This is a genomic window from Streptomyces coffeae (genome assembly GCF_016741875.1).
Taxonomy (GTDB): Bacteria; Actinomycetota; Actinomycetes; order Streptomycetales; family Streptomycetaceae; genus Streptomyces; species Streptomyces coffeae.
The window spans coordinates 152,123-171,305 of sequence record NZ_JAERRF010000018.1 but is presented as its reverse complement, the minus strand read 5'-3'; the positions used below and the strand labels follow the sequence as shown (position 1 = coordinate 171,305).

16 protein-coding genes are annotated in these 19,183 nt (G+C 72.7%); 6 read left to right on the top strand and 10 right to left on the bottom strand.

Annotated elements, in window-relative coordinates; all coding sequences use genetic code 11:
- Positions 1-49: 49 nt before the first annotated feature.
- Together JK363_RS27565 and xylB are read right to left on the bottom strand one after the other, a co-directional pair.
- The gene (locus tag JK363_RS27565; RefSeq protein ID WP_236076154.1) at positions 50-1,297 is read right to left on the bottom strand and encodes an ROK family transcriptional regulator; all 1,248 of its coding nucleotides are present in this window, start codon (positions 1,295-1,297) and stop codon (positions 50-52) included.
- A 58-nt stretch (positions 1,298-1,355) separates the two neighbouring features.
- Positions 1,356-2,813, bottom strand: a complete 1,458-nt coding sequence (gene xylB, locus JK363_RS27560; RefSeq protein WP_215911329.1) for a xylulokinase — start codon at positions 2,811-2,813, stop codon at positions 1,356-1,358.
- Between the two features lie 135 nt (positions 2,814-2,948).
- Between xylB and xylA the strand changes: the two genes are divergently transcribed.
- The gene (xylA, locus tag JK363_RS27555; RefSeq protein ID WP_201878236.1) at positions 2,949-4,121 is read left to right on the top strand and encodes a xylose isomerase; all 1,173 of its coding nucleotides are present in this window, start codon (positions 2,949-2,951) and stop codon (positions 4,119-4,121) included.
- Between the two features lie 65 nt (positions 4,122-4,186).
- Here the strand turns inward: xylA and JK363_RS27550 are convergent, their stop codons facing one another.
- The gene (locus JK363_RS27550) at positions 4,187-5,521 is read right to left on the bottom strand and encodes an SWIM zinc finger family protein (protein ID WP_201878234.1); all 1,335 of its coding nucleotides are present in this window, start codon (positions 5,519-5,521) and stop codon (positions 4,187-4,189) included.
- Entirely contained in the window at positions 5,518-8,490 is a 2,973-nt protein-coding gene (locus JK363_RS27545) for an SCO1167/SCO6262 family helicase (RefSeq protein ID WP_201878232.1), read from the bottom strand. The genes JK363_RS27550 and JK363_RS27545 overlap by 4 nt, the downstream gene beginning before the upstream one ends.
- Positions 8,491-8,654: 164 nt before the next feature.
- Here JK363_RS27545 and JK363_RS27540 point away from each other — a divergent pair, with 164 nt between their 5' ends.
- Positions 8,655-8,837: a tail-anchor membrane protein gene (locus JK363_RS27540; RefSeq protein ID WP_176185577.1), complete on the top strand. Its 183-nt coding sequence runs from the start codon at positions 8,655-8,657 to the stop codon at positions 8,835-8,837.
- Between the two features lie 479 nt (positions 8,838-9,316).
- On the opposite strand, the gene JK363_RS43910 is transcribed toward JK363_RS27540, so the two are convergent.
- From JK363_RS43910 to JK363_RS27530, 3 genes are all read right to left on the bottom strand, one after another.
- Positions 9,317-9,445: a hypothetical protein gene (locus JK363_RS43910; RefSeq protein WP_268981097.1), complete on the bottom strand. Its 129-nt coding sequence runs from the start codon at positions 9,443-9,445 to the stop codon at positions 9,317-9,319.
- A 150-nt stretch (positions 9,446-9,595) separates the two neighbouring features.
- Positions 9,596-10,390: a hypothetical protein gene (locus JK363_RS27535; RefSeq protein WP_201878230.1), complete on the bottom strand. Its 795-nt coding sequence runs from the start codon at positions 10,388-10,390 to the stop codon at positions 9,596-9,598.
- 337 nt (positions 10,391-10,727) lie between these two features.
- On the bottom strand, positions 10,728-11,366 hold the full coding sequence (locus JK363_RS27530) for a class I SAM-dependent methyltransferase (protein WP_201878228.1): 639 nt from the start codon (positions 11,364-11,366) through the stop codon (positions 10,728-10,730).
- 315 nt (positions 11,367-11,681) lie between these two features.
- Between JK363_RS27530 and JK363_RS44310 the strand changes: the two genes are divergently transcribed.
- The gene (locus JK363_RS44310; RefSeq protein WP_307821885.1) at positions 11,682-12,200 is read left to right on the top strand and encodes a roadblock/LC7 domain-containing protein; all 519 of its coding nucleotides are present in this window, start codon (positions 11,682-11,684) and stop codon (positions 12,198-12,200) included.
- The gene (locus JK363_RS27520) at positions 12,169-13,359 is read left to right on the top strand and encodes a zinc-dependent alcohol dehydrogenase (protein ID WP_201878226.1); all 1,191 of its coding nucleotides are present in this window, start codon (positions 12,169-12,171) and stop codon (positions 13,357-13,359) included. Before JK363_RS44310 ends, JK363_RS27520 begins: the two co-directional genes overlap by 32 nt.
- Positions 13,360-13,422: 63 nt before the next feature.
- Here JK363_RS27520 and JK363_RS27515 read toward each other — a convergent pair whose 3' ends face one another.
- Positions 13,423-13,851 carry a PPOX class F420-dependent oxidoreductase gene (locus JK363_RS27515; RefSeq protein WP_201878224.1) on the bottom strand — a complete coding sequence of 143 codons (429 nt, stop codon included), beginning with the start codon at positions 13,849-13,851 and terminating at the stop codon, positions 13,423-13,425.
- A gap of 117 nt (positions 13,852-13,968) precedes the next feature.
- Here JK363_RS27515 and JK363_RS27510 point away from each other — a divergent pair, with 117 nt between their 5' ends.
- A complete protein-coding gene (locus tag JK363_RS27510; protein WP_201878222.1) occupies positions 13,969-14,373 on the top strand; it encodes a roadblock/LC7 domain-containing protein in 405 nt (134 codons plus the stop codon).
- A gap of 147 nt (positions 14,374-14,520) precedes the next feature.
- The gene (locus JK363_RS27505) at positions 14,521-15,453 is read left to right on the top strand and encodes a DUF6397 family protein (RefSeq protein ID WP_201878220.1); all 933 of its coding nucleotides are present in this window, start codon (positions 14,521-14,523) and stop codon (positions 15,451-15,453) included.
- A gap of 133 nt (positions 15,454-15,586) precedes the next feature.
- Here JK363_RS27505 and JK363_RS27500 read toward each other — a convergent pair whose 3' ends face one another.
- Positions 15,587-16,489 (bottom strand): acyl-CoA thioesterase, encoded by a 903-nt coding sequence (locus tag JK363_RS27500; RefSeq protein ID WP_201878218.1) that lies wholly within the window; start codon positions 16,487-16,489, stop codon positions 15,587-15,589.
- A gap of 73 nt (positions 16,490-16,562) precedes the next feature.
- Entirely contained in the window at positions 16,563-19,076 is a 2,514-nt protein-coding gene (locus JK363_RS27495; RefSeq protein WP_201878217.1) for a DEAD/DEAH box helicase, read from the bottom strand.
- Positions 19,077-19,183 lie beyond the last annotated feature (107 nt).

The window sequence follows — 19,183 nt, the reverse complement described above, 5'->3', positions numbered from 1 at the left end:
GAGCGGTCCGACGCCGCCGCGGAACCGCGCACCGCACGGAACCGGGCGGTCACGACCGCCGCCGCGCGGTGTCCACCGCGCGGTTCCCTCGGGCACCGACGGCGGCGCCCGGGTCCTTGAACGCCGCGGGATCGTCGAGGACCGCCCGGACGACGGAGTGGGCCGCGCCGAGCAGCGGGCCCTCAGCGCCCAGGCGGGAGACGGTGACCGTCTCCCGACCCGGCCGGGCCGGATCGGCCACCCGCCGCCCCAACTCCCGTTCCAGGACGGGCAGCAGCCAGGGTGCCAGCGGGGTGAGGGCCCCGCCGAGCACCACCTTCTGCGGGTCCAGCAGATTCACCGTGCCCGCGAGCGCGATCCCGAGGGCCGCGCCCGCGTCCCGGAGCGCGCGCCGCACCCGGCGGTCGCCCGCGGCGGCCCGCACGGCCAGCAGGGCGATCCGGCCGCCGGGGCCGGGATGTTCGGCCGCGGCCTGCTCGGGGGAGAGGCCGCTCGCCCGCAGCACCGCCTCCTCGCCCGCGTACCGCTCCAGACAGCCGCGTCCGCCACACGGGCACTCGGGCCCCTCCGGACGGACCGGCACATGGCCCAGCTCGCCCGCGAAACCGCGCGTACCGCGCAGCAGCCGACCGTCGAGCACCACCGCGGCACCGATGCCGATCTCGGCCGAGACATGGACGAAGTCACGGAGCTCCGGATCGTGGCCACCGCGCCAGAGCTCGGCGAGCGCGCCCAGGTTGGCCTCGTTGCCGACCGTCAGGGGGAGGTCGGGCAGTTCGGCGCGCAGTCCGGGGCCGATGTCCACACTCTCCCAGCCGAGGTTGGGGGCCCGTACGACCAGGGACGAGCCACGGGCCACCAGACCGGGCACCGCCACCGTCAGACCCACCGGGCGCAGCCCCGCGCCCTCCGCGTCGGCCGCCACCGTCCGCACCAGGTCCGCCAGTTGACCGAGGACCGGTTCCGGGGCGCGGTCCCGGTTCGCCGCCGCGATCTCGGTCCGGGCCCGTATCCGCCCGCGCAGGTCCACCGCGCACACGGCCAGCCGGTCCACGCCGATCTCCGCGCCGAGCCCGGCCGGACCGCGTTCGTCGAGCTGGAGCGCGCTGCCAGGGCGGCCGACCGTACCGGGCCGGGAGGGGCCCAGCTCGACCAGCAGCCCGTCCCGGATCAGCTCGTCGACGAGGGTGGAGACCGCGGCCCGGGTCAGCCCCACCTCACCGGCGACGGCCGCGCGGGACAGCGGGCCCCGCGCGGCCACGGCGTGCAGGACGAGGGACAGATTGCGTCGGCGCATCGCCTGCTGGGTGTTGGGCAGTGGCGCTGCCACCGTCGTGGTCTCCTCTCGTGGTGCGTCAGGTCCGGTGGAGCAGACCGTCGGCGTCGGACAGCACCCCCGCGACACGCTCCAGCGTCGCTTCGTCGCGCGGCACCGCATCGTAGGACGGCCCCTGTGCCGTCGCCCAGCGCCGGGCCACCGCCGCGGGATCCTCGCCCAGCAGCAGCCCGGCGGCCTGGGCGGCGGCACCGAGGGCGACCAACTCCTGGGCGCGCGGCACCTGGACGGGGCGGCCGCTGAGCCTGCGCACCGTCTCCCGCCATGCCGTGCCCTTGGCGCCGCCACCGATGAGCAGCAGCGGAGCGTCGGACGCGCCGTCCCCGTCCAGCACCCGGTCCAAGGCGGTGAGCAAGGCGAACACGGCGCCGTCGTAGGCGGCTTGGAGCACCTGGCCGGGCGTGGTGTCATGGCGCAGCCCGTGCAGCAGGCCGGAGGCATTCGGCAGATGCGGGGTGCGCTCGCCGTCCAGGAAGGGCAGCAGCACGGCCGAGCCGCCCGGTTCCACCGCCTCCCGTTCCCGGCCGAGCAGCGCGGCGATCCGGTCCACCGCCAGGGTGCAGTTGAGGGTGCAGGCGAGCGGCAGCCAGGCGTCCCGGGTGTCGGCGAACCCCGCGACCACGCCGGTGGGATCGGCGGGCCGGTGCGCCGAAACCGCGTACACGGTGCCGGAGGTCCCCAGGCTCAGCACCGGCTGTCCCGGGCGCAGCCCGAGCCCGAGGGCGGCCGCCATGTTGTCGCCCGTACCGGTGGCCACCAGGGCGCCGCTGGGCAGCGGAAGGTCCGGGAGGTCCCGTACGGTCCCGGCGGCCTCGCCGTGGCGCAGCACCCGCGGCAGCAGCTCCGGCGGCAGCCCCACCCGCTCCAGGACCTCCTCGTCGTACGCCTCGGTCGCGGACGCCCACCAGCCGGTGCCCGAGGTGTCCCCGCGGTCGGTGGTGCCATGGCCGGTCAGCCGCTCGGTCAGGTAGTCGTGGGGGAGGCGTACGGCCGCGGTGGCGCGGGCCGCCTCCGGTTCGTTCTCCTTGAGCCACGCCCACTTGGTGACGGTGAAGGCGGGCGCGGGCACACTGCCGATCCGCTCCGCCCACGCCTTCGGGCCGCCCAGCTCCGCCACCAGCCGGTCGCGCTGCGGCGCCGAGCGCACGTCGTTCCACAGCAGCGCGGGGCGCACCGAGCGGCCGGAGGCGTCCAGGGTGACCAGACCGTGCTGCTGGCCGCCGACGGAGACCGCGGCCGCCTCGTGGGCGGGCGTCCCGCACTGGCGCAGGGCCTCGGTCAGCGCCTCCCACCACTGCTCCGGCGCGGACTCCTTGCCGGTGCCGTCGCGGCCGGTGGTGACGGTGTGCGGGGCCTGCCCGCGTGCCACCACCCGCCCCGTCGCGGAGTCGACGACCAGTGCCTTGGTCGACTGTGTGGAGCTGTCCACGCCGACGACCAGCGGTCCTTCCGGCACGGGCACGGCTGCTGCTGCCATCTCGGGCTCTCCCTTGCGTCCCAGGTGTGCGGGTGTGCGGGTGGGGGTGCGGGTGCGGGTGCTGCGGGGCTTCCCCGGATTGCTTGCGCATACTAATTTGTAAATCGCCATGACGAAATAGGCGAAGGAGCCGCGATGAGCCACACCCCCACCCCCGAGGACAGGTTCACCTTCGGCCTGTGGACCGTCGGCTGGCAGGGCCGGGACCCGTTCGGCGACGCCACCCGTCCGGCGCTCGACCCCGTCGAGACCGTGACCCGGCTGGCCGAACTCGGCGCCTGGGGCGTCACGTTCCACGACGACGACCTGATCCCCCATGGCGCCCCGGAAGCCGAGCGCGAAGCCCGGGTGAAACGTTTCCGGCAGGCTCTGGAGGCCACCGGCATGACCGTGCCCATGGCCACCACCAACCTCTTCACCCATCCGGTCTTCAAGGACGGCGCCTTCACCGCCAACGACCGGGACGTACGCCGTTACGCCCTGCGCAAGACCCTCCGCAACATCGACCTCGCCGTCGAGCTGGGCGCCACGACGTATGTGGCCTGGGGCGGCCGCGAGGGCGCGGAGTCCGGCGCCGCCAAGGACGTACGGGTCGCGCTGGACCGGATGAAGGAGGCGTTCGACCTGCTCGGCACGTATGTCACCGAGCAGGGCTACGACCTGCGCTTCGCCATCGAGCCCAAGCCGAATGAACCGCGCGGTGACATCCTGCTGCCGACCGTCGGCCACGCCCTCGCCTTCATCGAGCGGCTGGAGCGGCCCGAGCTGTTCGGGGTGAACCCGGAGGTCGGCCATGAGCAGATGGCCGGGCTGAACTTCCCGCACGGCATCGCCCAGGCGCTGTGGGCGGACAAGCTCTTCCACATCGACCTCAACGGTCAGTCCGGAATCAAGTACGACCAGGACCTGCGCTTCGGGGCGGGCGATCTGCGGGCCGCCTTCTGGCTCGTCGACCTCCTGGAGACGGCCGGATACCAGGGCCCGCGCCACTTCGACTTCAAACCGCCGCGCACCGAGGACAGGGAGGGCGTCTGGGCCTCCGCCGCCGGGTGCATGCGAAACTACCTGATCCTCAAGGAGCGGGCCGCGGCCTTCCGCGCCGACCCCGAGGTCCAGCGGGCGCTGCGCGCCTCCCGTCTGGACCAGCTGTCCCGGCCCACCCTCGGCGAGGGCGAAACCCCGGCGGCCCTGCTCGCGGACCGCACCGCCTTCGAGGACTTCGACCTCCAGGCGGCGGCCGAACGCGGTATGGCCTTCGAACGCCTCGACCAGCTGGCCATGGACCATCTGCTGGGGGCGCGGGACTGAGGGACTCCGCCCCCGGTGGTGGCCCGGACAACGAGCCACCACCGGGGTACGCCGGGCGCCTGCGCTCAGTCGGACGACTCCAGGCCCGCCAGTGCCGCCGCCGGGTCGTCGGCCGACGGACCGGCCGGCCACCAGCGGCTCCGTTCCTTGCGGTACGGCCACCACCGGCCGTCACGCCCCAGACGCACCTGGGTGTCGGAGCCCACGACCGTCCACCGGTTGCCCGCCATCCGCAGCCGCGGCGCCCGCTCGCCCTCCTCCCAGGCGGCGGAGAGCCGGGCGCGGGCACGGGCCAGCGCCTCCGTGTCCGGGGTCCACTCCTCCTCCAAGACCGCGAGGGCGGCGGGTCCGCCGTGCCCCCACGCCCTGACCGCCTGTGCCAGTTCGGCGCGATCGCGGCCGCAGCCCGCCGCGAGCCGCCCCGCGACCTCCTCCGGAGGCCCGGCCGCCATCAGCCGCACCGTGTCCTGCCACGCCGTGAGCGCGTCCGGGGCCCCGGGGGTGACCGGGGCGGTGGCATGGCCGGGTGACAGTGCCTCGGCCAGGTGCCGCTGGGCGCGTACGGCCGCGTCCGCGGCGAGGAACTCCAGCGCGGCCACATCCAGCCCCGGCGCCGGTTCCGCGCCGCCGACCAGCGCCGGTGGGCGGCCCGGCGTGGCCACCGCGGGCGGGGGCGCGGGGAGCGCCGCCGGGCCGGGCACGGCGAACGCCTCCCGGGCCGGTATGCCCGCCGGAACGGACAGCGGGTCCGGTCCCGCGGCGGCCTCCTCGGCCGGGGCGCGCCGCGCGGCACGCGCCACACTGCGCATCTGGAGTTCGTCCAGCAGCTCCCGCTCTCCCCGCCCGCGCATCAACAGCAGGACGAACGGATCCTCGTCCAGCAGCCGCGCCAGCTGGTAGCAGAGCGCGGCGGTGTGCGGACAGTGGTCCCACGCCTCGCATGCGCACTCCGGCTCCAGATCGCCGATCCCCGGCAGGAGATCGACGCCCGCGGCGGCCGCGTCCTCGACGAGCTGCGGGGGCATATCGCGGTCCAGCAGCGCGGCGATATGGCCCGAACGGTCCGCCACCACCTCCAGCAGCCGGTCCCATGCGGCCTCGCTCAACTCCTGGACCAGGACGTCGGAGCGGTAGGGCGTACGGTCCCGGTCCCGCACCACCGCGGTGATCCGGCCCGGCCGGACGCTGACCGCGCCCACCGCGCCCTCGCGGGCGTGCTTGCGGCCGCTTTTGAGCTGTTGGCCGTCGAGCGCCGTGTCCTCCAGGGCCTTCAGCCACGCCTGGCCCCACCAGGTCCGGGCGAACCCGCGGCCGCGGGCGGGCGGCAGCGCGTCGAAGACACGCTCCGCGCGCGGGACGGCACCGGCCGGGACGCCCTCGGTGTTCCGGTCATGGCTCATCGCTCGCTCCCCCTCAGCTCCACGAGCTCTGCCAGCTCGGCGTCGGTCAGTTCGGTCAGCGCGGCGTCGCCGGTGCCGAGCACCGCGTCCGCCAGCTCCCGCTTGCGCTCCAGCAGCGCGGCGATCCGGTCCTCCACCGTGCCCTCCGCGATGATGCGGTGGACCTGCACCGGCTGGGTCTGTCCGATGCGGTACGCGCGGTCGGTGGCCTGCGCCTCGACGGCCGGGTTCCACCAGCGGTCGTAGTGCACGACATGTTCGGCCCGGGTGAGGTTCAGCCCGGTGCCCGCGGCCTTCAACGACAGCAGGAACACCGGCACTTCGCCGTCCTGGAAGCGCCGCACCATCTCCTCGCGCCCTGCCACCGGGGTGCCTCCGTGCAGTAGCTGGGTCGCCACCCCGCGCTCGGCCAGGTGTGTTTCGAGGATCCGCGCCATCTGGACGTACTGCGTGAACAGCAGCACACTCGCGCCCTCGGCGAGGATGGTGTCCAGCAGTTCGTCGAGCAGCTCCAGCTTTCCGGAGCGGCCGGGAAGGACGGGGTGTTCCTCCTTCAGATACTGGGCGGGATGGTTGCAGATCTGCTTCAGACCGGTGAGCAGCTTGACGATGAGCCCGCGCCGGACCAGGCCGTCGGTGCCGGAGATCTCGGCGAGGATCTCGCGCACCACGGCCTCGTACAGCCCGGCCTGTTCGGTGGTGAGGGCGACCGCGCGGTCGGTCTCGGTCTTCGGTGGCAGTTCGGGGGCGATGCCCGGGTCGGACTTGCGGCGCCGCAGCAGGAAGGGCCGGACGAGTTTCGCCAGCCGCGCGGCGGCGGCCGGATCGCTGCCGCTCTCGACGGCCTGGGCGTAGCGCCTGCGGAATGCGCCGTGGGTGCCCAGCACCCCCGGCGTGGTCCAGTCGAGAATCGCCCACAGCTCGGACAGGTTGTTCTCGATGGGCGTGCCGGAGAGTGCGACGCGGGCCTTGGCCCCGATGGCACGCAGCTCTTTCGCGGTCGCCGAGAACGGGTTCTTGACGTGCTGGGCCTCATCCGCGACCACCATGCCCCAGGGCCCCGCCCCGGCCAGGCGCTGGGCGTCGAGCCGCATCGTCCCGTACGTGGTGAGGACGAACTCCCCGTCGGCGAGGTCGTCCAGGTTGCGCGCGCTGCCGTGGTAGCGGCGCACGGGGGTGCCCGGCGCGAACTTCTCGATCTCGCGCCGCCAGTTGCCCATCAGGGAGGTGGGGCACACCACGAGGGTGGGTCCGGCCGCCTCGGGGACGCCCTGACGGTGCAGATGCAACGCGATCAGGGTGATGGTCTTGCCGAGCCCCATGTCGTCGGCGAGACAGCCGCCGAGGCCGAGGGAGGTCATCCGGGCCAGCCAGTCCAGACCGCGTAGCTGGTAGTCGCGCAGGGTGGCGGTGAGCGCCGCGGGCTGGGCGACGGGCGGCTGCTCGGGATGGGCGGTCCCCTCGGGGTCGGCGAGCCGGTCGCGCAGCGCGGCGAGCCAGCCGGTGGGCTCGACGTCCACGGCGGTGCCGTCGGCCTCCGTACGGCCGGTGAGGACGGCGTCGAGTGCGTCGATGGGGGTGAGTTTGCGGTCCGTGCGGTCCCGGGCCCGGCGCGCCGACTCCGGGTCCAGGACGACCCACTGGTCGCGCAGCCGCACCACCGGACGACTGGCCTCGGCGAGCCGGTCGAGCTCCTCGCGGGTGAGGTCCTGGCCGCCGATGGCGAACCGCCAGCTGAAGCGGAGCAGCGCGTCGGCGGAGAGGAAGGACGGCATCCGGGGGCCGAGGCCGTCCTCGGCCCGGTCGTCCTCGTCGGGGCCGATGACGGCGCGCGCGGTGAGCCCGCGCACCAGCTCCCTGGGCCAGTGCACCTGCACCCCAGCGGCGTCCAGTGCCTCCGCCGCCGGGCCGAGCAGCTCGGTGACCTCCTCGTCGGCGAGGTCGATCGCATCGGGCACGGCGGACGACAGCAGCGGGGCGAGCGGGGGCCAGGCGCGGGCCGCGCGCCGCAGGGTGAGCAGCGCGTCCATCCGGGCGCGCGGGCCCAGTGCCGTGCCGACCGGAGAGGTGCCCGCCCAGATGTCGGCGGCGTCCGCGACGAGGGCAGGGTCGGTGAGGCTGTGCAGCTGGAGGACGGCGCGGAAGTCCGGCCCCGCGGGGGCGTGGTCGCCGTCGGTGGCTCGGATGTCGCCGCGCAGCACCTCGATGCGGAGCGACAGCCGCACCCCGGCGTCGTGTCCGGCGGCCACATCGGCCGCCCAGGCACGCTGTTCGGGCAGGCGCACGGGCGGCGCGGCGGCGAATGCGGGGCCGCCCGCGGCCAGGGACGCGGCGGGGGTGCGCGGCAGCCCGTCCGCCACCGCGTCCAGGAACGCACGCAGATGCCGCTCGGGCTCGGGCAGCAGAACGGGGTCGGTGCCGGGCAGCGGCAGGGCGTGCGCGGCGGGCGGCATGGCGCCGGCCAGTTCCCGCAGCCGCTCCAGATCCTCAGGGGTGAGCGGGCCGACGCGCCAGGCGTCGTGGTCGGTGGCGGTGAGACCGGGCAGCAGCCGTCCGCGGGCGGCGAGTTGGAGGGCGAGCACGGCGGCAGCGCCCCAGAAGGCTGCCGTGGGGTCGGTGTCGGCCGCACCGTCCGCCGCGCGGGCGGCGGCCCGTGCGCGGGCGCGGGTGAGGACCGGCAGCGCGGCGCTCAGGGGCAGGACGAGCGCCGGGACGGTACGGGTGCGGATGGTGCGGCCATCGTCGGGGGCGCCGTCCGGGCCGTCGGAGACCTGAGCGACGTCCGGAGCCGTGACGTCTGGAACGACAACGGTCAGCTCCTCGGTGGAGCCGGGGCCGGACGGGGGCGGGCCGTCCGGGGACCAGAAGGCGACCCGTCCGGTGCGTGCCGGGTCGGCGGGCAGGAAGACCGTGGTGGAACGGCAGAGTTCGGCGATCTCGGAGGGCGTCGCCGCGCGAGGTGGTGTCACAGCGCTGATTTATTCCTCAAATTTGACTAGTGGGTCGGGGCGGTCGAGGGTACAGGACGGCGGGACGATTGAGGAACCGGAGACCGCCGGTGTGCGTTGTGAGGAGTGAAAGCGGCTCGGAGCCGTGAAGAACGCGGCTCGGGGCCGTAGAGGAGGCGGGTGAGATGTCCACGCGCGCGAAGGTCGCCGCCGGAGGTGTGGCGGCAGGTGTGATCCTGATGTGGCTGCTGCCCTTCTGGGCAGCCCTGCTGGTGCTCGTCGGTGTGCCCGCGGCGGCCTATCTGCTGCTGGACCCCTCCCAGCGCCGCAGGCTGCGCCGGGTCTCCCGAAAGGAGCTCGGCCGCTGACCCCGGCCGCCAAGGACCGCTGGCCGGGCCCGGGGCCCACGGCGACACGCACCTGGGAGTGACCGTGCAGCACCGATCGCGGGCCGCCCGGCGTCCCATACGGGACCCGGCCAGACGGGGAGAGGGATGGCCGCGGCGGGTGCGGCGGTGCCGACACGCACCGCCGCAACCGCCGCGGCACGGGCCGCGCGTCAACCGCCACCGCACCGGTCTCCGCCAGGTCGTCCAGCGCCAGATGATGGCTGGTCGCGTGACGTCCGTCGATCAGCTTCGCCATGGCCGGGATCAGTGAGCCGCCACAGACCGTGGCCACCGTCACCCCGGGACTGTCCAGGGCGGCCTTCAGCAGCACCGGGAGCCGGGTGCCGAGCGCACGCGCAATCAGGGTCGGGATCGCGTCCTCGCCCGCCTTCTCCATGTCCTCACCGGGCGCGGGTATCCGCCCCGCGGGACCCGGCGCCACGATCAGATCCGCCCGCTCAGGGTCCATCGGCCCCCCCAGCCCGCAGCGACACCGGCTCCAGACCGCTCGGCACCTCGCGCGCCCCCTCCGCGGACACCACCTCCGTACGGATCGCCCCGCCGCTGACCACACCTCCGATGGCCATGGTCTCGAACGGCGCGATGACACGATGGCCGCCATGACGCAGGGAAAGGACGGCCTCGCGATCTCTCAGTGATCGCCTGGCCTCATACGGAACACCTCAGCCGCTGACCCCCTCCTGGCTCCGGGCCTACCGCGACCCGCTGCCCCGGCCTCAGTTGGGGCGTACGGCCAGTTCGTCCAGCGCGGTCAGCAGCCCCGGGAGTTCGGGGCCGCGCCCCACCGGAAGCACCTCGCCCGGTGCGTCGTCCAGCAGGACGAACGCGATGTCGTCGGTGCGCGCCACCATGCTCCAGCCCGGCCCGTCGGCCCGCAGGGTCCGCGCGTCACCGGCGGCGAACGCGGAGCGGACCCGGCCGAGCGGCGGGGGCGTGTCCAGATAGCCGCGCACCTCTTCGAGTACCCGTCGCACCCCTCCGTGCGGCTTCTCGCCGGGGGCGACGAACGTGACGTCGTTGTCCACCTGTTCACGCCAGATGGCCCACTGGAGGGCGATCTCGTCCGCGCCGAGCCGCCGCTGTGCCGGGCCCCACCGCTCGGAGTCCGGCGGTGCGAGCGGCGGCCGGGCGGTGTCCCCGAGCTCGGGACCGGGCTCGGGGTCGTGCGGTGCGGGGACGCCCGGGGCGGCCACCGCCACGGCGAGCGGCCAGCCGGGGAGGGAGGCGACCATGGTGCGTTCGTCGAGGGACAGGTCGTACTCCATACCGCAGTCCCACGTCGCGATGGCGCAGGCCACGAGTGAGACGTCGTCGGTGACCACCGTCCAGCGCGCTCCGTGGCCGTCCTGCCCCAGCACCAGGCCGTAGCCGACCTCGTAGGGCCGCAGACCGAGGGCGGCGCACGCCTCGGGGTAGTCGTCGCCGAGCACGCTCGGGAATTGAGCGGGTGTCAGCAGCACCGCGGTCAGCACGTACAGTGCGTCGTCGCCTGACTCCTCCGTGGCGGGCACGGCAGCCTCCTCTTGCAGTCCCGGATCCGATGGGCGATCCGTCGTCGGCGCACCCTAACCAGCCGGTAGCCACGGCGTCGAGATGGCTGCGACCAGGTCAGTCGCCGAAAGTGGCCCCAGGGTCTCCAGAGTGCTCCGCAGCCGGGACGGTTCGGTCCGGCCGGTGGCGCGGGCGATGGTGGGGAGCCCGCGCGGAACGTATCGCCGCCGCCTCGGTTCTCGCCGGACGCCGGTCGCTCTTCGTCGACCTGCCCGGCCACGGGATCGGCGCGGCGCTCACCGCGCGGGGATGAGCCGATCCTGGCCCAGTCGCGCACTGAAGCGTCCCTGACGGCCCTCAGCCCTCACGTACCGACAGCGCCAGAAAGCGGGTGTCCTCATCCGTGTACGACTCCAGTCGCCAGCCGGAACGGGCCAGCAGTGACCGCAGATTGGGCTCGGCCCGCAGATCGTCGGGGGTCAGCGGGCGGCCGTGACGGGCCGCGAGCGCGGCCCGGCCCACCGGGTGGAACAGCGCGAGCCGTCCGCCGGGGCGCACCACCCGGGCCAGTTCGCGCAGCCCGGGGCCGGGTTCGCCGAGATGCGAGATCAGCCCGGCGGCGAACACCGCGTCCAGACCGCCGTCACGCAGAGGCAGCCGGGTGACGTCGGCGAGGACGAGCGACGCCGCGCCGTCCCGCCCCGCGCGGACGGCGGCCTCCAGCATGGCGGGGGTGAGATCGGCCCCCAGGACGGTGCCCTCCGGACCGACGGCGGTGAGCAGGGCGGGCAGTGCCCGGCCCGTGCCGCAGCCCGCGTCGAGCACCGCGTCCCCGGTGCGCAGCCCGAGCTCGGCGACGGCGGCCGCGTAGGCGGGTCCGTCGTCGGGGAAGCGGCTGTCCCAGTCGGCGGCCCGGGGAGTGAAGAACTCCGTCACCTCGGTCGCCCCGCCCGCGCCGGGGCCGTGGCGATGCCGCTGGTGCTCGTCCTGGGGCATGACGCTCCTCCCTGTCGGTGGATCACCGTGGAGGAACCGTATCCGGCGGATCACCATCGATGGACCACTCCCGGTGCTCCCAGTGCACCACTCTCGGTGAAGCGGAAACCAAGGCCGACCTCCGTTGACGTACACATTCGGGCATCGATCGATCGCTCTGGCATCTGACCCTGTCAATACCCGGCAGATTCCGTAACTCGCCCCTCTCGCGCGCCCCGACCAGGTCTAGCGTCCCGAGCCAAAGGGGGCCACCTGGTCCAGGGGACAGCCGGAGCGCCGCCCGGTGCGGTGGGCGCTGACCGAGGGAGACCGCTCGTGACCAAGCACCGTGGCGCCGACGCCCGCTCCCTGACCGACCTCGATCGGATGCTGGACGACCTGGTGGACTGGGCCCGCGATGTACGCCATGTGGTGATCCTCTCCGGCGACGGGGCCACGGTGAGCGCGTCCCGGGGACTCTCCCGCGCGGAGGCCGAGCACCTGGCCGCCGTCGCCTCCGGGTTCCACAGCCTCGCCACAAGCGCCGGGCGCCGTGCCCGCGGCGGTAGGGCCCGTCCGGCGGTGATCGAGACGGAAGGGGGCCACCTCTGTGTTGCCGCGGTCGGCGACGGCGGGTGTCTGGCCGTCCTGGGTACCGCCGGAGCCGACCCGGCAGCCATCGCCGCCGAGACGGCCCGGCTGGTGGAGCGGGCGCGCGCACAACTGGACGGGCGGCGCGGATCGTGGCCCCGGCGCCGCTTCGGCCGGTCTCCTCGGGGTACCCGGAGGGACCTGCCGAAGACCACGGCGAAGGGACACGGCGATGCGAGCGGTGACCTGGCAGGGTCGGCGTGAGGTGAGCGTGGAGACGGTCCCCGACCCCATCATCAAGGAGCCCACGGACGCGATCGTCCGGATCACCACCACCGCGCTGTGCGGGTCCGATCTCCACCTCTACGAGGTGCTGACGCCTTTCATGACCCCCGGCGACATCCTCGGCCACGAACCCATGGGAATTGTGGAGGAGACCGGACCGGAGGTGACGAACCTCAGCCCCGGCGACCGCGTCGTGGTGCCCTTCCAGATCGCCTGCGGGAACTGCTGGATGTGCCGCTCGGGTCTGCCCACGCAGTGCGAGACCACCCAGGTCGTCGAGCACGGAATGGGCGCGGAGATGTTCGGCTTCAGCAAGCTCTACGGCGCGGTCCCGGGCGGCCAGGCGGAGTATCTGCGCGTGCCCCAGGCCCACTACGGACCGATCAAGGTGCCCGAAGGGCCACCGGACGACCGTTTCCTGTACCTCTCCGACGTCCTGCCCACGGCATGGCAGGCGGTGGACTACGCGGCCGTCCCGCAGGACGGCACGGTCGCGGTCCTCGGGCTCGGCCCCATCGGCAGCATGGCCTGCCGGATCGCGACGGTACAGGGAGCCGGCCGGGTCATCGGGGTGGACCTGGTGCCCGAGCGGCTGCGGCGGGCGCGCGCCGACGGTGTGGAGGTGTTCGACCTCCATGACTACGCCCATCAGGAAGATCTCGTCGAGGCCGTCGTCTCCGTCACCGAAGGCCGGGGGCCGGACGCGGTCATCGACGCCGTGGGCACCGAGGCCCACGGAAGCCCGGTCGGCAGGACGGCCCAGCTGGCCGTGGGATTCCTCCCGCGGGACTGGGCCGTCCGGCTCACGGCGAAGGCCGGGGTCGACCGGCTGGCGGCGCTGCGCCTGGCCATCGCGCTGGTACGGCGCGGCGGCACCCTCTCGCTCAGCGGGGTGTACGGCGGTATGGCCGATCCGATGCCGCTGATGACGATGTTCGACAAACAGATCCAGGTGAGGATGGGTCACGCGAACGTACGGCGCTGGGTCGACCACATCCTGCCGCTGCTGACGGACGAGGACCCCCTGGACGTCGACGGGTTCGCCACCCACCGCATGCCGCTGGACGAGGCGCCCCGCGCCTATGAGCTGTTCCAGCACAAGGAGGACGGGGCGATCAAAGTTCTGCTGCGGCCTTAGTGGTGGATGGACAACAGTCCGCCACGAAGCGAAGAATTTCGGTCGAATGTCATCAGTTGGCGGCTAGTCGGCAATGTCGGCGAACCCGACGACTTTCTCGATACGCACCCTGACCAGCAGTTCACCCGGTACACCGTTGCGTGCGCCGAACTCCTCCGCGCGGTCCTCGCCCATGTACCGCGCGGCGATCCGGGTCGCCCAGTCGCGGACCTGCGCCACGTCATCGATGAGCTCGGCGCGGCCCTGCACCGTGACGAACGAGAACGGCGGCCGCTCGTCGTCCACACAGAGACTGACCCGGCCGTCCCGCGCCATGTTGCGCCCTTTGAGCGTGTCCTGGCCCGTGTTGAAGACGAGATCGTCGCCGTCGAGCAGAAACCAGACGGGTGCGATGTGCGGGCTTCCGTCGGCGCGTACGGTCGACAGCTTTCCGGTGCGAGTGCCCTCGGAGACGAACGTCTGCCACTGATCCTTGGTCATTTTCTGTGCCATGTCTCCATCCTGCGTCAAACGGTCCACATCCCCGTGATGACGGACAGGGCGGGTTGCCCAGACGGCGGCAGTGAGAAAGGCTGGCACGCAGCTCTGGGGAATCGGGGAGGAACAGACATGGCACTCAGCAAGGGGCTCGACTGGTTACTGGACGACCTGACCGAGCGGATCGCGCAGATAGAGCATGCGCTGGTGCTGTCGAACGACGGGCTGGTGACGGGGGCGAGCTCCACGCTCGAGCGCCAGGACGCCGAGCACCTGGCGGCGGTCGCCTCCGGGCTGCACAGCCTGGCCAAGGGGTCCGGTCTGCACTTCAGGACCGGCCGGGTGCGGCAGACGATGGTCGAATACGACGAGGGAGTCCTCTTCGTCATGGCGGCTGGTGACGGCAGCTGCCTGTGCGTGCTCAGCGGACCGGAGGCCGATGTGGGCCAGGTCGCCTATGAAATGACGCTGCTGGTCAACCGGGTGGGAGAGCACCTGGGCGTCGAGGTGAGACAGGAGAGCGCCGCGTCCAGCTGACCGGGAGCGGCGGGCGGCTCCTGCCGGTGCTCATGAGGCGCTGACCTGCGCCCCGCGGAAGTTATCCACAGCCCTGACGCACTGTCGCGCCACGCGGCTATCGTCGTCACTGTCAGTGATTGATGGGTCGCGGGGGAGGACATCGCCATGACCGTGCAGATGTATGTGGGGCTGAAGGAGCGTCAGGGGTCGTGGGGACCGGCCGGTCCGGAGCCCGGTTCGCCCGAGGGGGAGCCTCGCTCGTCAGGGGAGGGGGAGGGCGTCGCGTTCGGCGCGGCGGCCCGCGCTCTGGGTCTCAGGCCCCGCGAGTTGGAGCTCGCCGTGCAGCTGGGAGAGGTGCACACCGTCGGCACCGGCGCTCGACCCCGGGTGGCGCACGCGGAGTTGGCGCGGCTGACGACCGCCGAGGGCTTCCCGGAAGCGCTGGCCGCCCGGCTCCGGGTGGTCGGCACGGCGGACGGGGCCGACTTGCTGGGCATCAGCCCTGGGCGGCTCACCCGGCTCGCCCGTGGCGGCTTCTTCGCCCCGGTCCGCTTCTATGTGAACCGCTATCGGGTGGTGGTGTGGATCTATCTGGCGGCGGATCTCACCGAGTTGGCCGCACGTCGGCCAGAGCTGCTGTCCGGCCGCACCCCGCCGGGGCTGAGCGCGGCGCTGGCCGCGGGGGAGGACCGGCGCGCTGAGTCCTGGCGCCGCCGCCGGATCGAGCAGCTGCTCGCGCGGACCGAGGAGCCCTGGGCCCGTGCTGCGGTTCTTGCTTCCGCCCTCGCGCCGGACGACCTCGCCGTCGTCGTCGGCGATCCGCACGAGCGGAGTCAACTGCGGGAGCTGCGCCCCGCCTTGATCCGGGTCCGCCCCGACAGCGGTCCGGTGCGCGAGGTGATCGACAGGACGGTGACGGCGGACGACCCTCGGGAGATCCGGCGCTACGGGGCCGCGCTCACCGAAGCCCTGCGGGACGTCCGCGCGTCCCTGCCCGCACCGTGCCCGGAGGCGGAGGAGCCCCCGCAGCGGGGAGGCCGTCACCGGTCCCCGGACCGTCCGCGGGGGCTGTGGCGCAGGCTGACCGGCAGGCGCTGAGCCATGGCCGTCGGCGCTCTCACAGTCCGCGCGGAAGTCGCTCTTACCGTGCGCGAGTCCGCGTGGCGGTCCGCAGCCGCTCTCCCCGCGTCCCCCGTTGAGCCCTCGGGGCCCGTGGTTCCCGCGGTGGGGGTCAGCGGGCGGAAGAGCCCCTCTCGGGAAGGTCTTGCACGTCCTGGACAGGACGAAAGAGCCCCTCTTGCACTACCGAGACCAGCAGCTGCCCCTCGCGGTTGTAGATCCGGCCGCGCGCCAGTCCCCGGCCCCCGGTGGCCACGGGAGACTCCTGGTCGTACAGGAACCACTCATCGGTGCGGAACGGGCGGTGGAACCACATGGCGTGATCCAGCGAGGCCATGTCGAAGCCCCGGCGGCCCCAGAGCGGTTCGACCGGCACTCGCACCGCGTCCAGCAGCATCATGTCGCTCGCATAGGTGAGCGCGCAGGTGTGCACCAGCGGATCGTCCCCGAGCGGGCCGACCGCCCGCATCCAGACGGCGCTGCGCGGCTCCGCACCCTTGAGCTCGTCTTCCGTCCAGCGCAACCGCTCGACATAGCGGATGTCGAAGGGCTGGCGGCGCTCCATCCGCGCGAGCGCCTCGGGGAGGGCCCCCAGATGGGCGCGGATCTCGTCGGCGAGTTTCGGCAGGCTCTCCGGCTCAGACACCCCGGGCATCGGCAGCTGCTGCTCGATGCCCGGCTCCGGACGGTGGAAGGAGGCCGTCAGATTGAAGATCGTCCGACCCTGCTGCACGGCGACGACCCGGCGGGTGGTGAAGGAGCGCCCGTCCCGGACGCGCTCCACCTGGTACACGATGGGCACGCCCGGCCGCCCCGGGCGCAGGAAGTACGCGTGCAGCGAATGCACCGGGCGCTGCCCGTCGGTCGTTCGCCCGGCGGCCACCAGCGCCTGTCCGGCCACCTGTCCGCCGAAGACGCGCTGGAGCGACTCATCGGGGCTCAGACCGCGGAAAATGTTCTCCTCGATCCGCTCCAGATCGAGCAGATCCACCAGACGCTCGGCGGGATTGGTCATCTGCGGCGTTCCTTCGCTGAGGGGGCTCGCGAGATGGCTCGCGGCGGGGATGGGGCTCAGGAGGCTACCGAGGCTACAGCGGACCCACGTCGGTGACCCGGACCACGGCGCGGCCCTCCTCGTCGGAGGCGGTCAGATCCACCTCGGCCGAGATGCCCCAGTCGTGGTCGCCATTCGGATCGTCGAAGGTCTGTCGCACCCGCCACAGCCCGTCCTCCGGCTGCTCCTCGATCCGCAGCAGCTTCGGCCCGCGGGCCTGCGGTCCGGTGCCCAGTTCCTCGTACTCCTCCCAGTACTTGTCCATCGCCTCCGCCCAGGCGTCCTCGTCCCAGCCGGCGTCCGCGTCCAGCTCGCCGAGCTCCGCGACCTGGTCGAGCGCGGCGAGCTCCACCCGGCGGAACATGGCGTTGCGCACGAGGACGCGGAAGGCACGGGCGTTCGCGGTGACCGGCCGCACCTGGTCGGCGCGCTCCTGTGCCTCCTCCGCGGACTCCTCCTCCGGATTGGCCAGCTGCTCCCATTCGTCGAGCAGGCTGGAGTCGACCTGACGCACCATCTCACCGAGCCAGGCGATGATGTCCTCGAAGTCGTCCGACTTCAGATCGTCCGGCACGGTGTGGTCCAGCGCCTTGTAGGCGCTGGCCAGGTAGCGCAGCACGATGCCCTCGGTCCGGGCGAGGTCGTAGAACGAGATGAACTCGGTGAAGGTCATCGCCCGCTCGTACATGTCGCGGATCACCGATTTGGGCGACAGCGGATGGTCCCCGACCCACGGATGGCTCTTGCGGTAGAGGCCGTAGGCGTGGGAGAGCAGTTCCTCCAGCGGCTTGGGATACGAGACGTCCTGGAGGCGCTCCATGCGCTCCTCGTACTCCATGCCCTCCGCCTTCATCGCCGCGACCGCCTCGCCGCGCGCCTTGTTCTGCTGCGCGGCCAGGATCTGCCGTGGATCGTCGAGGGTCGACTCCACGACCGAGACCATGTCCAGGGCGTAGGACGGCGATTCGGGGTCCAGCAGCTCGAACGCGGCGAGTGCGAAGGTGGACAGCGGTTGGTTGAGCGCGAAGTCCTGTTGCAGATCCACGGTCAGCCGGACGATACGGCCCTCGGCGTCCGGTGTATTGAGCCGTTCGACCACCCCGCCGTCCAGCAGCGAGCGGTGGATGGCGATGGCCCGGCGGATGTGCCGCAGCTGGTTCTTGCGCGGCTCGTGGTTGTCCTCGAGCAGCCGGCGCATTCCCTCGAAAGCGTTGCCCGGCCGGGCGATGACGGACAGCAGCATCGCGTGGGTAACCCGGAAGCGGGAGGTGAGCGGTTCGGGGTCGGAGGCGATCAGCTTCTCGAAGGTGTTCTGGCCCCAGTTGACGAAGCCCTCCGGTGCCTTCTTGCGGACCACCTTGCGGCGCTTCTTCGGATCGTCCCCGGCCTTCGCGAGCGCCTTCTCGTTCTCGATGACATGCTCGGGCGCCTGGGCCACCACAAAGCCCGCGGTGTCGAATCCGGCCCGGCCGGCGCGGCCCGCGATCTGGTGGAACTCCCGTGCCCGCAGCGTCCGCACCCGCTGCCCGTCGTACTTCGTCAGCGCGGTGAACAGCACCGTGCGGATCGGCACATTGACGCCCACTCCGAGGGTGTCCGTACCGCAGATGACCTTGAGCAGTCCGGCCTGCGCCAGCTTCTCCACCAGCCGCCGGTACTTCGGCAGCATGCCCGCGTGATGCACTCCGATCCCGTGCCGGACGTAACGGGACAGGTTCCGGCCGAACTTGGTGGTGAACCGGAAGTTGCCGATCAGCGAGGCGATCTCGTCCTTCTCCCCGCGTGTGCACATATTGATGCTCATCAGCGCCTGGGCCCGCTCCACCGCGGCGGCCTGGGTGAAGTGCACGATGTAGACGGGTGCCTGCCGGGTCTCCAACAGCTCGGTCAGCGTCTCGGTGAGCGGCGTTGTGCGGTACTCGTAGCTCAGCGGCACCGGCCGCGTCGCCGACCGCACCACCGCGGTGGACCGCCCGGTACGCCGGGTCAGATCCTCCTCGAACCGGCTCACATCGCCGAGTGTCGCGGACATCAGGATGAACTGCGCCCGCGGAAGCTCCAGCAGCGGGATCTGCCAGGCCCAGCCCCGGTCCGGCTCCGCATAGAAGTGGAACTCGTCCATCACCACCTGGCCGATATCGGCGTCCTTGCCGTCTCGCAGGGCGATGGACGCCAGGACCTCGGCCGTACAGCAGATGACCGGCGCATCCGCGTTGACCGACGCGTCACCGGTCAGCATGCCGACGTTCTCGGTGCCGAACAGCTTGCACAGCTCGAAGAACTTCTCCGAGACCAGCGCCTTGATCGGCGCGGTGTAGAAGGTGACCTCGTCACGGGCGAGGGCGGCGAAGTGGGCGCCCGCCGCCACCAGGCTCTTCCCCGAACCGGTCGGGGTGGACAGGATGACGTTCGCGCCCGACACCACCTCGATCAGCGCTTCCTCCTGGGCGGGATAGAGCGAGATGCCCCGCTCCTCGACCCAGGACGAGAAAGCCTCGAAAAGGGCGTCGGGGTCGGCGTCGCTCGGCAGCTGATCGATAAGAGTCACGTCCCTATACTGCCTGGTTCCCCGGGCGGGACGGGAACCGGCTGTGCGGGCGAAGATCGTCCGCCGCTAGGCTGTGGCGCGCCGAAGCAACCAACTCCCGCCTGGGC